Annotated in this window: 13 protein-coding genes; 5 read left to right on the top strand and 8 right to left on the bottom strand. The window is 44.7% G+C overall.

The window, feature by feature from the left end:
- Positions 1–51: 51 nt before the first annotated feature.
- Positions 52–1,026 carry a helix-turn-helix transcriptional regulator gene (locus NKT06_RS23310; protein WP_253439704.1) on the bottom strand — a complete coding sequence of 325 codons (975 nt, stop codon included), beginning with the start codon at positions 1,024–1,026 and terminating at the stop codon, positions 52–54.
- Between the two features lie 95 nt (positions 1,027–1,121).
- Here NKT06_RS23310 and NKT06_RS23305 point away from each other — a divergent pair, with 95 nt between their 5' ends.
- The gene (locus NKT06_RS23305) at positions 1,122–1,859 is read left to right on the top strand and encodes a cyclase family protein (protein ID WP_253439702.1); all 738 of its coding nucleotides are present in this window, start codon (positions 1,122–1,124) and stop codon (positions 1,857–1,859) included.
- 153 nt (positions 1,860–2,012) lie between these two features.
- Here the strand turns inward: NKT06_RS23305 and NKT06_RS23300 are convergent, their stop codons facing one another.
- The gene (locus tag NKT06_RS23300) at positions 2,013–2,213 is read right to left on the bottom strand and encodes a hypothetical protein (RefSeq protein WP_253439700.1); all 201 of its coding nucleotides are present in this window, start codon (positions 2,211–2,213) and stop codon (positions 2,013–2,015) included.
- Between the two features lie 216 nt (positions 2,214–2,429).
- Between NKT06_RS23300 and NKT06_RS23295 the strand changes: the two genes are divergently transcribed.
- From NKT06_RS23295 to NKT06_RS23285, 3 genes are all read left to right on the top strand, one after another.
- Positions 2,430–2,885 carry a hypothetical protein gene (locus tag NKT06_RS23295; RefSeq protein WP_253439698.1) on the top strand — a complete coding sequence of 152 codons (456 nt, stop codon included), beginning with the start codon at positions 2,430–2,432 and terminating at the stop codon, positions 2,883–2,885.
- A gap of 493 nt (positions 2,886–3,378) precedes the next feature.
- Complete coding sequence (locus tag NKT06_RS23290) at positions 3,379–4,386, top strand: ROK family protein (RefSeq protein WP_253439696.1); 1,008 nt, start codon at positions 3,379–3,381, stop codon at positions 4,384–4,386.
- Between the two features lie 59 nt (positions 4,387–4,445).
- Positions 4,446–5,090 (top strand): sugar O-acetyltransferase, encoded by a 645-nt coding sequence (locus NKT06_RS23285; RefSeq protein ID WP_253439694.1) that lies wholly within the window; start codon positions 4,446–4,448, stop codon positions 5,088–5,090.
- 55 nt (positions 5,091–5,145) lie between these two features.
- Here the strand turns inward: NKT06_RS23285 and NKT06_RS23280 are convergent, their stop codons facing one another.
- From NKT06_RS23280 to NKT06_RS23270, 3 genes are all read right to left on the bottom strand, one after another.
- Positions 5,146–6,966 (bottom strand): ABC transporter substrate-binding protein, encoded by a 1,821-nt coding sequence (locus NKT06_RS23280; RefSeq protein WP_253439692.1) that lies wholly within the window; start codon positions 6,964–6,966, stop codon positions 5,146–5,148.
- A 73-nt stretch (positions 6,967–7,039) separates the two neighbouring features.
- The gene (locus NKT06_RS23275; RefSeq protein ID WP_253439690.1) at positions 7,040–8,551 is read right to left on the bottom strand and encodes an ABC transporter permease; all 1,512 of its coding nucleotides are present in this window, start codon (positions 8,549–8,551) and stop codon (positions 7,040–7,042) included.
- Between the two features lie 12 nt (positions 8,552–8,563).
- Complete coding sequence (locus NKT06_RS23270) at positions 8,564–10,006, bottom strand: ABC transporter permease (protein WP_483311590.1); 1,443 nt, start codon at positions 10,004–10,006, stop codon at positions 8,564–8,566.
- 151 nt (positions 10,007–10,157) lie between these two features.
- Between NKT06_RS23270 and NKT06_RS23265 the strand changes: the two genes are divergently transcribed.
- The gene (locus NKT06_RS23265) at positions 10,158–11,900 is read left to right on the top strand and encodes an ABC transporter ATP-binding protein (protein ID WP_253442731.1); all 1,743 of its coding nucleotides are present in this window, start codon (positions 10,158–10,160) and stop codon (positions 11,898–11,900) included.
- A 116-nt stretch (positions 11,901–12,016) separates the two neighbouring features.
- Here NKT06_RS23265 and NKT06_RS23260 read toward each other — a convergent pair whose 3' ends face one another.
- From NKT06_RS23260 to NKT06_RS23250, 3 genes are all read right to left on the bottom strand, one after another.
- Positions 12,017–12,796, bottom strand: coding sequence for a hypothetical protein (locus NKT06_RS23260; protein ID WP_253439686.1), 780 nt, complete (start codon positions 12,794–12,796; stop codon positions 12,017–12,019).
- Between the two features lie 107 nt (positions 12,797–12,903).
- Positions 12,904–13,662, bottom strand: a complete 759-nt coding sequence (locus NKT06_RS23255) for a LuxR C-terminal-related transcriptional regulator (protein ID WP_253439684.1) — start codon at positions 13,660–13,662, stop codon at positions 12,904–12,906.
- A gap of 63 nt (positions 13,663–13,725) precedes the next feature.
- Complete coding sequence (locus NKT06_RS23250) at positions 13,726–14,790, bottom strand: suppressor of fused domain protein (RefSeq protein ID WP_253439682.1); 1,065 nt, start codon at positions 14,788–14,790, stop codon at positions 13,726–13,728.
- Between the last annotated feature and the right edge of the window lie 5 nt (positions 14,791–14,795).

Genomic DNA, 14,795 nt, shown 5'->3' with positions numbered 1-14,795 from the left:
TACTCTTGTATTATAAAAAAACTTCACTGACATTTACCGTCAGTAAAGTTTTTAAACTTGATAATAATCAATGAGGTCATGCAGAACTTCCACCATTCTTTGCTTCAAACTTATAGGTTCAATGACTTGAACAGATCTGCCATAGGGTAAAAGCAGGATAGGAACATATTGAAGGATGTCTTCTTTGTCGAGTGAGAATGTTGCTTTTTCAGTAGTCCGTTCTTGGAGATGATGTCCCAAAAACCAATGCAGGCACAGGCCATCCAGTGTGCTTGATTTACCTGTAAGCACCAGAGGAATAAATGATGTCGGATTTTGTGCTTCTGGAAGGAGGCTGCTCCTAAAAAATTCACTTGCCGAAAAAAGTGGTGGTCGGTTGAACGTCATTTCTGTCTGGTTAGCACGAATGATTCGATCCACTCTAAAACTGCGAATTTCATTCCGAAAATGACAAAAGGCTATAACATACCAATGATGATTCCAATAGATCATTCCATAGGGGTCCACGATTCTACACTTGGATTGCTCTTCGTGACTGGTTAGGTAATCGATTTCTACAGACGACTTTTGGAGTACACTTTGCTCTAATGTCTTTAATATGATCTCAGTACTGGGCTCTATTCTTGGCTTCCCAAGGGAACCGATCACTTCAACCCCTTCAAATTGTTGCTTAATCATATTCTCCTGTTCTTGATTGGAGTGCATCATAAGCTTTGAAGTTGCGCTATCTAATGCCTCTCCTAAAAAATACCCAGCTTCTTTGGCGAATATGGCAGCATGAAGTAATGTCGTTTTCTCTCCTACATCCAAAAGAAGAGGACTTTTAATGAATTGATTCAAGAGAGTATACCCGCCATGATGACCCGTGTCAGATATTATCGGTACACCACTGGCGCAAAGTGCATCCATATAACGGTAAACGGTTCGTACATTCATTTCTAATTTTTCAGATATTTGATTGGCTGTAATTTTTCGGCCTGAGTTAAGCAGCCATAGGATGGCCAACATGTTATCCAGCTTAGACATTAATTTCACCTCAGAGATTAATCTATCATTTATTTTCTGGTGCAATAGGATATAATAGGAGAAATTTATTCCATTCTGTGCATGAGGTGATATGGATGTCCAACGAACTCATTCAAGCTATTCAATTGTTAAAAGAAAAGAAGTGGGTGGATCTGACCCATACATTTGGACCGGAATCTCCACATTTCTCAGCTTTTGAAGAAGCCCAATTTGATACGCTGTTTAATCACGATCAAGGTTTCTTTGCTCAGAGCTTCAAGTTCCCCGGTCAATACGGTACACATCTTGATGCGCCGATTCACTTTGTTCGGGATACCCGGTATCTGGATGAACTAGGTTTGAAGGAACTTGTGCTCCCGCTTATCGTCATTGACCAGTCAGCCGAAGTGGCGAATAACCCAGATTTTACACTGGATGTAGAGCATATTCATGAATTTGAAAGAGAACATGGCATGATTGAAGCAGGAAGCTTCGTAGCTTTACGTACGGATTGGAGCAAACGTTGGCCGAGTCATGAAGCATTTGATAACAAGGATGATGAGGGCAACAGTCATGCACCTGGATGGTCGGTGAGTGCACTTATGTTCTTATTTGAGGAACGAAAAATAAAGGCTATTGGGCACGAAACCTTTGACACAGATTCAGCCGTAGATTATCAGAAGAATGGGGCACTCCTGGCAGAATATTATGTGCTTGCTCAGGATACATACCAGGTTGAGCTGTTAACGAATCTGGATCAGGTGCCAGCTAAAGGCGCGGTCATCTTCAATATTGTACCCAAGGCGGAGAAAGCCTCCGGCTTCCCGGTTCGATCCTTTGCCATTCTGCCGTGAAACGGGGTAGATCCAAGCATCATTCCATCTTCTTGGTATTGAAAACCGACCGTTTTGAACGCGCACTAATAGATCAATCAGGTACTAACTAGATTAACTGATCCACATATGTAAGTAGCATGGGAGGCGTAATACGCCTCCTTTTTTATGTTGTTACTTTTGATCCGAGTGAGGATCTTGATTAAATCTTTGAGAGATTTTCTTCTCCGTTTTCTTACGCCGTATCCAGCGTTTGAGTACACCTTCTTCTTTGCGTTCTTGAAGTGTCTCCTTCAAACCTTGAATCATAAATTCCGATCTTCGTCTGTCATCCCGACTAATCTCGCGTAATTCTTTAATAAATTTGTCGTCCATATCTGCCTCTCGCTTATTCAGGATAACTCCATTATACCGAACGTACGTTCTTTTATCAAGTTTTACCATTATGAGTGATTTTCGAGACCAATATAGTGAAAAGAAGCACAGGAACAATGCACGGCATGTGTGAGAATGGTACTAGAGGGTTTGATCATCATCCTTCTATGAATGACTGTATGAGGTTGAGAAACGAGAGGAAGAAAGGAGAAATTCATGATGAAGCAGAGTGAAGGCAGATCGTGGTTACTCATTTTGATGCATGGAATTCTGGGAATTGGGGCGATCGTTGGAGGAAGCATTTTAATCATCGACCCAACTGGAAATATGGTGAATTTGCCTGAATCTTTGTTGCTGAATTCTCCGTTTTCCAGTTTTTTGTTTCCGGGAATCATCCTATTGCTGGTTCTTGGTGTGATGCCTATAATGATTGCTATTGCACTCATCCGCTATACACCTTGGGCGCCGGGTGAGAGGTTGAATCTCTATCCTGACCGCTACTGGGCTTGGACTTTTTCCTTGTACACGGGGTTTGCCCTCATCATCTGGATTATGGCGCAGGTGTATTGGATTCAGGATGTCTCTATCATTCACTTGGTCTATTTTGCATGGGGAGTGGGTATTCAAGTTGTGACTTTATTGCCTGCTGTACAGCGAACATATTCGAAATAAACTACTTGTATATGGAACAAACAGCTGCCGAAAGAATCGTTGAATGATTCTTTCGGCGGCTATTTGTTATGGGCATTGAGCGGAAACGTGTTGTTGTAGTTGACAAAGAACTGATATCCTTGCATACTTACGTAATAAACTTTATAAAGTGTATTTATTAATAAGGAATAAGCATATGTATGAGTATCGCAAAGTCATAATTTGCAGGAAACAGGGAGGTGTGCATGGATGGTATACGTTATTATGGCAATTATAATTTGGGCTGGTACCTATGCAAATATGGCCTTGTCAAAACAGCCAATTGAAGTGAAGCCTGTGAAATCGATGGATGATTTGTTTGAGTGAACAGAGCTGCTCTTCTGATTTCGATCCGTCCCGGCACGATGGAACTCATGTGTTCGAGTAAGGTATTATGTTGTGCTATGATATGGAGTGAAATGACATCCATACCATTGCTTTGGCTCCATTGAACCAGAGTGGAAACGAGAGGGTTATGAAAAAAGCCAATGCTACAATGATGAAATACATCAATTTGAATAATGTGCGTGAAGTCATGCAGCAGATCGAGACGGCAACCAAACCGCAATTAGCTAAATTAACTAATCTTAGTGTGGTTACCATCAATGCGTTGATCCAGGAATTATGTGATGGCGGAGAGTTGTTCCAGGATAAAGTGGTTCCCTCGAATGGCGGTCGTCCTGCTCAGGCATATCGATATAATTATAATTTCAAGCTTGCTTTGGTTCTTTACATCAAAGAGATGAAAGGCCAGGAGTTGATTTCGGCAACGGTCATGAATCTGGAGAATAAGGTTGTGTTGAAGGAAGAGAGCATCCTGCCTGCTTTTGATAAACAACATGTGCTGCAACTTATTGCACGTTTCGTTGCGGAGTACCCCTCCATTGATATGATTGGCATCGGAATTCCAGGACAAGCCGTGGACGGGGACATCACGGTGAGCAGTCATGAAGAGCTTATCCATTCCCATCTGATACGGGAGATCGAGAGCAAGTTCCAGCTGAAAGTTCTCGTGGAGAATGATGTGAATGCAGCGATTAGCGGGTACTGTGCACAACATGCTGATCTGAAGGAACAGAGTGTAGCAGGAATTTATTTTCCGAACCGATACCCGCCGGGTATGGGCATGATGTTGAATGGACAGATGATCCGCGGGAAAAACGGGATGTTTGGTGAGGTTAAGTATCTTCCTTATTCACCAGATTGGAAACGTGACATGAGCAAAGACGACTTTGTAGTGCAGGTATGTCATATTCTGCAAACGATCAATGCCGTCTTTGCCCCGCACCAGATTGTCATTTATCAGGAACGTGTGGAGAGAGAAGAACTGGACTTGGCGTGGAAACAGTACTTGGAGCAGCATCCCATGCCGTCATTGCCCGAGATCGTACATCAGGACTCGTTTCAACATGATTTTGATGCTGGGTTAAGGGGAATGGTTCTTCAGGCGTTGAAATCAAGCATTCTATCAGAAGCTGTATAACCTCACAGGCCATGTCTGTGGCTTTTATTTGATAAGCTAACTCGTGTTGAGGAGGATTCATGATGCGTGAAGAAGAGAGAATCATGAAGGGCATATTGTTTAGTCCAAGTGATTCGGAATTAAAGACCATCAAAAGGCGGGCCCATAATCTCAGTCAGCGTTACAGTCAGACCTTTGAGGAACAGACGGAGGAAAGGGATCAGATATTGCAACAGCTGCTGGGGCAGATCGGTGAAGGTGGATTCCTGCAAGGCCCCATCTTCTTTCATTATGGTGTGCATACCCGGATAGGCGATCACTTCTTCGGTAATTACAATCTGACGATACAAGACGATGCGCAAGTGACGATTGGGGACTATACCAGTTTTGGACCCAACGTTACGATTGTCACTCCTGTTCACCCCATGATTGCCCGTGAGCGGAGACAGATGGTGGATCAGAACGGTGATGTGAAGTCGCTATGTTATGCCAAACCTGTCACGATTGGAAACGATGTATGGATCTCGGCGAACGTCACGGTGTGCGGAGGCGTAACCATTGGAGATGGATGTGTCATTGGAGCAGGGAGTGTCGTGACTCGTGATATTCCACCGCATTCATTTGCAGCAGGCGTACCGTGCAGAGTTATTCGCAAAATCACAGAAGCGGACAGCATGCGAAATTACCCCGATGTTCTGGCAGATTGCCGTGTGCTGGAAGAATAAAAAGGCTGTCACCAGGATCGGTAGATGATCCAGTGACAGCCTTTTTGGTATACGTTTATTTGGAGGCGTTATAGTTGCTCAAGAATTCTTTTACTTTTGCAGGATCAGCTTTCAATTCATTCCCGGTCGGAACGAGCGGGCTTACTGTGGAGTATGCTTTGAGTTTGTTATTCTTGTAGAAACTCAAAATTTCATCCTGATTAATGGAGTACAGTACGGCTTTTCTCAAATCACTATTCTTGGCCACATCACGGTTGGCCGTGTTGAACAAGAGATAAGAAACGGCGTTGCTCGGAATGCTTTGCAGATGCAATTTGCTGTCATTTTTGATGATGTCATACTTGGTTTCAGGCACACCGTAGTATAAATGAATTTCACTGCTGCGAAGAGCAGAGAGGGCGCTGTCTGCATCCGCGATGAACCGGACATTGACCTGAGCAATTTTCGGTGCATATTCAGTGCCTTTGCGGTATCCCGGATTTTGCAAGAATACAGCTTCATAGTCATTTTTATAAGATAAAATATAAGGTCCGCTAGTATACAGCGTGTTATTGTATGATGCGCCTTCAGTCACCGTGTTCTGATCACCGTAAGGAATATCTTTGTTGACGTCAAAGGAAGCTACATCATAAGTGTTGATGCTCTCCACCTGTTTTTTGGACACGATCCCGGCAGATTGGTGAGCCAGGTAGTTCAGTACTTGTGGGAAAGGTTCCGTTGTTGTCAGTTTAACGACCTGATATTTACCTGCACTATTATCTGCTTTGGTTTTGTCAGTTACGAGTTCTGTAATTTTGCTGCCCAGTCCTTGTTCTAATGCTTCGAGGATTGTGCCGTTACCACTGGATTGTTTAATGGATTGCAATGCACTCAGATCCGTTACAACTTCAGCTTCTTTGATGTGTTCATGCAGACTGTATGTCCGGTGATCTGGAACGGAATCTTTGTTTTTCGCACGATCCAGGGAGAAGATGACATCATCTGCACCCACACGTTCGCCTGTATCTACCGCTTTTTTGTTATCAATCTTCGCAAAGTTGATGTCGTCTCTGAGAATGAAGTAATAGTCCGAATTACCTTCAGCAATGCTGAAATTATGGGACAGTGATCCTTCTGCTGTCAGCTGATCGTCATCCGTCAGGTTAACGAGACGTACATACATATTGGTGTTCAACTGGTTGATGGAACCGTCGTTTCCTTTGATTGGATCAAGGGAAGTCAGTACGGATGCGCTTTGCGTCAGAATCAACGGATCTTTGGCATTTTTGGAGCTGTCCTTGAACTCAATTGGTTCCCAAGCCATCGCGCGGGATTTGGAGAGACGGACGGTTTCGACATTCAGAATGTCTTTGTTCACAGCCTGACTTTTCAGGGAAATATACAGAGGTGCGATATAAGCCTGATCCGTTACCAAGCGATCTTCCAATTGTTTGTACGTGTCTTTGTATTCGTCTGGTGTTTGGGTAGCTGCCTGATCGATGAGCTTATCAATCTCCCCATCTGCGAGGATACTGTAATCTCCACCTGTTTTGAAAAGAGAACGTACGGCATAATCGGGATTTCCCGTTACCGTTGTCCAGCTGGACAAGGCAATGTCATAATTTCCTGCATCCTGCTGGGATTTGAAGCTGCCGTAATCTGGTTGCAGGTTCAGCTTCACATTGAAGCCGTTTTTGGTCAGCTGGTCGCGGATAATATTCACGTCATTTTCGGAAGAACTCATGGCAAGTAGCTCAATGTCTGCCGGTTTTTGTGCAGTTTCTGTTGTGTCTGATGGTGCGGTCTCCGCCTGTGATTCGGTTTTCGTTTTTACACTGCAGCCGGAAATCACAATGACGAGAATTAATAACAATGAGATCAGTGTACGTTTTTTCATGGGATTACCCTCCATATCTTGAATGTGTGATGTGTGATTTTATTTTTCTATATCATTCATTTCAACGAATCGTTTAGGCCTTTTCCAGCTTGGGATCGAGCGCATCACGCAGACCATCACCGAGAAAGTTAAAAGAAAGAACCAGCAGAATAATAGCCAAGCCTGGATAAATCGCCAGATAAGAGTGAGTTTCCAGGTATGTACTGCCCAGCTTCAGAATGTTACCCCATTCCGGAATATGCGGCTCCACGCCGAGTCCCAGATAACTCAAACTGCTGGTAGCAATAACGGCTCCACCAATCGTGAGTGTAGACTTGATGATCATGGGCGCAAGGGAGTTGGGAATAATGTGTTTGAAAATAATCGTACGATTGTTGTACCCCAGTGCACGTGCAGCTTCCACAAATTCAAAAGTAGATACATAGAGTACACTGGCTCTCATGGTACGGGCGTACGTTGGGATGGAACCCAGACTCAGCGCCAGAATGAGATTGACCGTATTCGCTCCGAACGCTGCAATAATGGCAATGGCGAGCAGAATTCCCGGAATGGCATAGAGAATATCAAGCAGCCGCATGATGATGTTATCCGTATGCCTGCCGTAGAAGCCGGAGAGCGCTCCGAGGATTCCACCAATCAATACAGGAATGATTGTCGACATGCAGCCTACGATCAAGGAGATCCGGGCACCGAATACAATCCGGGAAAATAAACATCGTCCGAAGTCATCCGTTCCCAAGGGATACGCGAGGGAAGGGGATTGAAGCAGAGCCGAATAGTTATTTTCCACAGCCATGCTGTAGTCAAAGGTAAAGAAGCTGCAGATCGATATCGAGAACAGAAAAATGATAAAAAACAAACCGGACATTGCAGTCATATTCGGAGCAAGGCGCTCCCACAGATCGTTCCAGAAGTTTGATTTTTGTTTCCCCTGTCTGCGAATGCGTCCAATAATGGAAATGCCGAGCAATAGTGCGAATACATTACCTGTGATCGAGGTCAGAATCAGTACCACACTGACACCGATCATCCAACGAGGGAGGGTAGTGGTCGCGTTATATCGGGATACGATAATCAGAACGACCAAGTCGATGACCAGAATAAAGATCAGCACCGCCATGGATGGCAGAAAGTTGTCAGCCACATAAGGTTTGAAGATATTTAACGCGGATACACCGATTACGAACAGCTGGGTTAACAGCATGTACACCGCAAAGGTATACTCCACGTTCCTGGATTTTCGAATCAGATGAAAGGCTGCCGTTACGATAAATATATTGCCTGAAATGATAGCAAGTAGCTGAACCCAGGCTAACCTGCGAGTCAGAGCAGAGACTGTACCGGTACGGATCAGGTCTTTTCGAATCCGAATGGTGATGACACTTTGGACCAGTGTGAAGAATAAGTAGATGCCAAGGATCGTTAGCAGAAATGGTTTGAACGTCCGCTCGCTCCAGTCATAACTGTTGAACAGCAACAATGCAGTCAAGAGAAGGGACGTAACCCAGGCAAAGCTGGCCTGACTGTACTCTCGAGAAGACTTAAGCCGAAAACGCATTTCTTGTGTTAAAGACGAGTTTGTCATAGTACACCTGCTTTAATATTGTTTCATCTTGGAGCGCACTCTTGGATCAATAAAAGCATACAGCAGATCAACCGCTACATTAATAATGGAGATCGTTATGGCTGTGTAGATTACTCCGCCCATGATACTCGGAATATCGGGGATGAATTGTTTATCCACAATGTAACTGCCGAGACCGCTGATATTAAACACTTTCTCCGTTACTGCTGCTCCGCCCAACATGGCTCCGAATTGAAGTCCAACCACCGTTACGATCGGGATCAATGCATTTCGTACTGCGTGTTTCAGCATGACTTGGCGTTCACTTAATCCCTTGGCACGGGCGGTCATCACATAATCCTCATGAATGACTTCCAGTGTGGAAGAACGGGTCATCCGAGCCACCGCAGCCGTGAGTCCCGTACCCAGCACAATGGTTGGCATAATGATCGACAGCCAGTTCTGCGGGTTGAAGGTGGCGGGAAGCCACTGCATTTTGATCGAGAAGTTCAGAATGAAAATAAGTCCTTGCCAGAAATTCGGGATCGATAATCCAATCAGAGCAATAAACATGAAGGTGTAGTCGAACCACGAATTAGGCTTAATTGCTGAGATAATGCCAATGGGTAATGCAATGACAAGTGCTAACAGCAGGGAAATGACCGCAAGCGTCAAGGTAATGGGAAACTTCCTTGCAATCGTGGCTGTTACGTCTTCATTTCCTGCAAAAGATTTGCCAAGATCGAAGAAGGCGACGCCCTTGATATTGTTCCAGAGCTGTGTAAGATAAGGCTGATCCAAGCCATACACCTGATTGAATGCGGCAATCTGTTCCTGCGTTGCTGTCTCTCCCAGAATGTTAGCTGCCGGGTTGAACGGAGACAGATACAAAATTGTAAATACGAGTGTAGCTACGCCCAGAATGACAAATACCGTCATCAGTATTCTTTCAAATATGTACTTTAGATAAGGATTACCATACAAAAACAGGATGCTATACATGAGACAGCCTGGAATAATGGATATCGCCAAGAACCATGGTTTGTCAATCAGTGAGTGGAACGTATCGGCCATTGTAAGACGTTGATTTCCTTGTTCCTGAAGTATGCGGGATGTCCGCTCCTTCAACTCTGTCTGAACACTTTCCTCCACCCATTCCTCGGTCTGACGTTTGAATTCTCCATCACTCACCTGCTGCTGGAAAAAACGATGTTTGCGGCGCAGTTGTTCTTCCACTTCCAACTTCAGACTGTTCCGGTAGGAAGAAGCGAGCAGTTCTTGCTCAGCCGCCTGTCTGGCAACTACCCAACCGTCATTTTTTCGATGTGAACGCCATATTAGAAACACGACCAGATTGATCGGTAATCCAAGAATGAACAAAACATATCGGTAGGAAGGATGAAGCAGCATTTTGCCATAAATAAAGCTTAAATTGTGTACCAACCGTGAGATTCTACTGCCTTCTGCAAGATTCAAACCAAGCGTGCCTCCCTTCATTCAGGTTTAAATTGCATTATTCCGATTGATATAGTATATATTATTTAGGGTCTAAACAATTGTCAAGGAATTAAATGGTATACATATGAGATGAGTGAATGTGAAAAAACGGATGAGAGCTGGTGATGACATGGAACCTTTACTGAAAGTTAATGATCTATCTGTCTCTTTTCACTCAGGAGAGAGTGAGTTTCAGGCAGTGCGAGAAGTGAGTTTTGAAGTGCGCAAAGGTGAGACGCTGGGCATTGTAGGAGAATCGGGAAGTGGAAAGAGTGTTACCGCACGTTCCATTATGAGGCTGCTTGCCTCCCCACCTTCTCAGATGAAGAATGGAGAGATTCTATTTAAGGGTGTCGACCTGGCCAATAAAACGCAGAAAGAGATGGAGAGCATCCGTGGACGTGATATTGGAATGATCTTTCAGGACCCGATGAGTTCTCTTAATCCGACAATTAAAGTGGGGAAACAGATCTCCGAGAGTCTGATCAAACACCAGAAGGTGTCCAAGAGGGAAGCCAAGAAACAGGCGATTGCCATGATGGAGCGGGTGGGGATAACTCGCAGCGAAATACGCTACAACCAGTATCCGCACGAATTCTCTGGAGGCATGCGTCAGCGTGTCATGATCGGTATTGCGCTCGCTTGTCGTCCTGAATTGCTCATTGCGGATGAGCCAACGACCGCTCTGGACGTTACGATTCAGGCACAGATTCTTCATTTGATGAAAGATATGCAGGATCAACTGGGCACATCGATTATCCTGATCACGCATGATTTGGGCGTAGTAGCAGGCATGTGTGATCGGGTTGTTGTTATGAAAGAAGGACAGATTGTGGAGACCGGGACGACGGCAGAGATTTTTGCTAATCCCAAACATCCCTATACGATCAGGCTTCTGAATGCATTACCACGTCTGGATCAGAAGAAAAAGCCAAAACCGGTATCCCTGGTCCCGAGAGATCTGGAAGACGATCAGCCATTGCTTGAGGTGAAGTCGCTCAAACAACATTTTAATCTGGGTAAAGGCAACACCTTAAAGGCTGTGAATGATATCAGTTTCCATATTCGGCAAGGAGAGACACTCGGCGTTGTAGGAGAATCCGGTAGTGGTAAATCGACCACGGGGCGTGCCATTCTGAGATTGCATGAGCCAACAGGCGGGGATGTGCTGTTTAAGGGAGTTCCTCTTAATCGTCTTTCTCCTTCGGAGATGAAAACGATGCGCAGACATATGCAGATTATTTTCCAGGACCCCTATGCATCTCTGAATCCCAAAATGAGAATTATGGATATCATTGGAGAAGCGCTTGATATCCATCAGCTTGCAGGTAATGCCGCTCAGCGGGAGAAGCGGGTGGAGGAACTGCTGGAGATGGTAGGTCTTGATCCTACCCATGCGCAGCGTTATCCACATGAATTCTCGGGTGGACAGAGACAGCGGATCGGTATAGCGCGAGCTCTGGCTGTGGAGCCGGAATTCATCGTATGTGACGAACCATTGTCTGCACTGGATGTATCGATACAGGCTCAGATCGTACAATTGCTTGAAGAGTTGCAGCAGCGACTCGGATTGACGTATCTCTTCATCGCACATGACTTGTCCATGGTTAAACATATCAGTGATCGAGTGGCTGTGATGTATAACGGGAAAATTGTGGAGCTTGCAGAGAGTGAAGAACTGTATTCCAACCCGCAACATGACTATACCAAGGCATTGCTGTCAGCTATTCCTGTGCCTGATCCGGCGGTAGAAGCGAAGAAAAAGAGACATGTTGTAAAAGAAACACCTGTTGAAGTAGAAGACCGTTATAATCTGGAACATTCCAAGTGGGTAGAAGTTACGGAAGGACACTGGGTGGCCATATCAAGCTAAAGTGATGTACTCATTCTTAGTTAAAAAGAACCCCGACAATGATCTCTATAGATCGTTGTCGGGGTTGTGTTAGATGTGCTTGATATTATTAATATGATGGCAATATTCAAAAGCGATTATTTGAATTGAACGGATTTCTTGATGGTATCAATTTCAGCTTTGGTCTTATCATCCATGTAAGTGAAGATGAAGTTGAAAGCATATCCTTCAATAATCGTGCTGTAGTAGTCCTGAGTAATCGTTGAACCGTCACCTGCATCCATCGTAATTTGCATCAGATCCATCTCTTTACCGCCGATGGTTTCCGTTGTCATTTCTTTATAATCATAAGGGAACTGGCTATCCATCATGAATTTTTTGGTTGCTTCCAGGTAGTCTTTACCTGTACGAATGCCTTGCAACAAGCTTACTTTCTCAGCAATGGCCATAGCGGAAGGACCAACTTGACCTCCGTCCAGTGGATACTGTGAAGCCATAAGCAGATTCAATGTTTTGGTTTGAGACAGTTCAATTTGTTTTTTCTTCGTTTCATCATCACCAGCAATCGCTTCGGATGATGCGCTTGTCAGTTCATTCATACCTGCAGCATCCTGGAACTCCCAAGCTTCCGGGAATTTCAAAGATACGCCGAAATAGTCGTTGGTGTAAGAGCCTTTTTGCGTAGTTCCCAGCTCAACGTCTTGGGAATTATCGGTTTCCTTGGACTCTTCGCTTGCTGGTTCAGTGTTCTCTGTTTCTTCTGTATTCGCTGTCTCAGAATCAGTGCCAGTCGTTGTTTCTGTCGCGGCAGGCTCTTTTGTTGCGGCTGTGTTATCTGCCTTGTCACCGCAAGCGGCTGCAACCAGCATAATCATAATGAGCATGGCGAATAAAGAAGTCTTCTTTGGAATTGTCATATTACCCTCCTGAAATGTGTGTGTTTTCTCTCTCTACATCTTGCTTGTTTCCTAAATTGTAGCACAAACGTTCTCATTTACTACCTATAGGAATCTATAGGGGTCCTTTATAAATAAGACAATCGGCTGGCAATTGAAACAGCTTCCGTGCTGGATTGCACACCTAATTTGTTGAAAATCACTTTTTTATGATGATTCACAGTGCATTCCTTGATTTTCAATTTCAAAGCAATAGCTTTCACAGTGAACCCTTTCGCGATCATTTCCAGAATGGTTAACTGACGCGCTGTGAACTCCACCGCTGATTTGTCACAAGGTTCAGCAACCTGCTGATTCTGGTAACTGTTCTGCATATATGCAGGAATCAGCTTGGCAATAGCAATAAGCTCGCCCTGCATATCCGCGTTGATGGTGGACACATCCAGATAACCGAAATGCTGCGATCCCATGGACAGAGGGGCAGCGTAGCAATGCCAACTTTGAAAATAGGGACTTTCATGTTGCTCGGGCAACAGAAGCACAGGTTCATTGCTGTCCATCGTTACAGAAATGGCGTTTACTCCACAGCTCTGTGCGGTGAAGATCATGCCCGGACGGATAGGCGAACCTTCTACGACAGTTTCCAGATCTGGACTATAATCCATGGAGAGAAGCACACCGTCCATATCTGTGAGTAGAAAAAGATAAGTGCCCGTTAAATTATCTTTAATATCCGAGAGGCTGTTCTGGAATGCATGAATCAGGAAATGATTGATTTTACGAAGCCTGTCCAGTTGAGATTTTGGTAAATAGTCGAAAGGAGCCGTTTCTGTTACGTGCTTGCAAATGGCGGACTCCTTGTGCCGTGAGGCAAGTGTAGCAGGCATGTTGATTCCTCCTTCCTGCACAGTCAGTTGTAAGCGTAGTATCTCGTTGCATCTGAGGGTGCGTCATCCAATCGTTTTGATGACTTGCCCTTCCTGGTTTTTAATTTCTGTTTTAACAATCTGAACGAGCATATGCTCCAGTGAAGTTATCTCGAATGTTCCTTCAATGGGTTGAAGGTTTTCTGCAAGCTCCTCAACAATTTGTTCGTTCACCGTCAGGGTAACTTGTCTATCCGATTCCAATACTGCAGGATGTTCTCCGGCTTCGAACAGAATAGTAGTATCAGGTCCGATCAAGGATAGAGAGGCGCCTTTTGAAATTCGGCTACGAAGGATGGTGCCGACCAATACAGCCTGTTTGGCTCCAAGCTGGAGTTTGCCCGGAACGGTCTTTATCAGCATTTTTTTACGAGGGGACTCCCAGGCCAGTTGTTGTATGAATAAAAACGCTGTGCTTGATCCGTCCTGTTCCATTCCATGCTTAACCGCTTGTACAACAGAAGGAATATCTGCGTACGAATTTCTCATCAGATCGGTCACGTATTTGGGCATGAAATTGGAGCAGGCCGAGAGGAAGCCGCGCGCATTCCACGTTTGAATCATTTCCAGCTCCCGACCTGTAATACCAACCATCTGAATAAACTGCACTGAACCGTTAGGTGTAGTGTTCGCCGGTAGATCCGGGTCTTCAATAAATGAGAGAGCAGTCAACAAAGTATCGGACTCCAGGCAGATGGGGCCATTTGCGTCCATGTAATCTCCTGGCTGAAAGATATTTCCGCTAGTGAACACGTAACGTCCTACATTTTGAAGCAGATTCAGCGCCCAGGCTGGCGGATCAGTCTCTCCTTCACTGCGTGTAAGACGAAATGTGAGTTCAAAACCATACCCGCTTTTGGATGCATCCTGCATCTCTTTTTCATATAATTCAGAGAAACCATATGTGACAAAATGCCAGTGGGGCATGGGTGTATTCACTGCATAAACACTGATGCCATCGAGTGGGTCCGGACCTCCGAGCATGTAAGGAATGGATGTTCCATAATGGTGCGGCTCCTGTTCACCGTATAGCTCACCGATGGCTTTATCAATCGCATCCCAACCTGATGTGTTTTCTTCATAAGTCATTTGTT

Origin of the sequence: Paenibacillus sp. 1781tsa1 (assembly GCF_024159265.1) — a bacterium.
Lineage (GTDB): Bacteria > Bacillota > Bacilli > Paenibacillales > Paenibacillaceae > Paenibacillus.
The sequence above is the reverse complement of the archived record's forward strand: the minus strand, read 5'-3'. Positions and strand labels throughout refer to the sequence as shown.

Coding starts and splice junctions, on each gene's coding strand:
- NKT06_RS23310 (WP_253439704.1), bottom strand. CDS start 1,026: ATGTCTAAGCTGGATAACATGTTGGCCATCCTATGGCTGCTTAACTCA.
- NKT06_RS23305 (WP_253439702.1), top strand. CDS start 1,122: ATGTCCAACGAACTCATTCAAGCTATTCAATTGTTAAAAGAAAAGAAG.
- NKT06_RS23300 (WP_253439700.1), bottom strand. CDS start 2,213: ATGGACGACAAATTTATTAAAGAATTACGCGAGATTAGTCGGGATGAC.
- NKT06_RS23295 (WP_253439698.1), top strand. CDS start 2,430: ATGATGAAGCAGAGTGAAGGCAGATCGTGGTTACTCATTTTGATGCAT.
- NKT06_RS23290 (WP_253439696.1), top strand. CDS start 3,379: ATGAAAAAAGCCAATGCTACAATGATGAAATACATCAATTTGAATAAT.
- NKT06_RS23285 (WP_253439694.1), top strand. CDS start 4,446: ATGATGCGTGAAGAAGAGAGAATCATGAAGGGCATATTGTTTAGTCCA.
- NKT06_RS23280 (WP_253439692.1), bottom strand. CDS start 6,966: ATGAAAAAACGTACACTGATCTCATTGTTATTAATTCTCGTCATTGTG.
- NKT06_RS23275 (WP_253439690.1), bottom strand. CDS start 8,551: ATGACAAACTCGTCTTTAACACAAGAAATGCGTTTTCGGCTTAAGTCT.
- NKT06_RS23265 (WP_253442731.1), top strand. CDS start 10,158: ATGGAACCTTTACTGAAAGTTAATGATCTATCTGTCTCTTTTCACTCA.
- NKT06_RS23260 (WP_253439686.1), bottom strand. CDS start 12,796: ATGACAATTCCAAAGAAGACTTCTTTATTCGCCATGCTCATTATGATT.
- NKT06_RS23255 (WP_253439684.1), bottom strand. CDS start 13,662: ATGCCTGCTACACTTGCCTCACGGCACAAGGAGTCCGCCATTTGCAAG.
- NKT06_RS23250 (WP_253439682.1), bottom strand. CDS start 14,790: ATGACTTATGAAGAAAACACATCAGGTTGGGATGCGATTGATAAAGCC.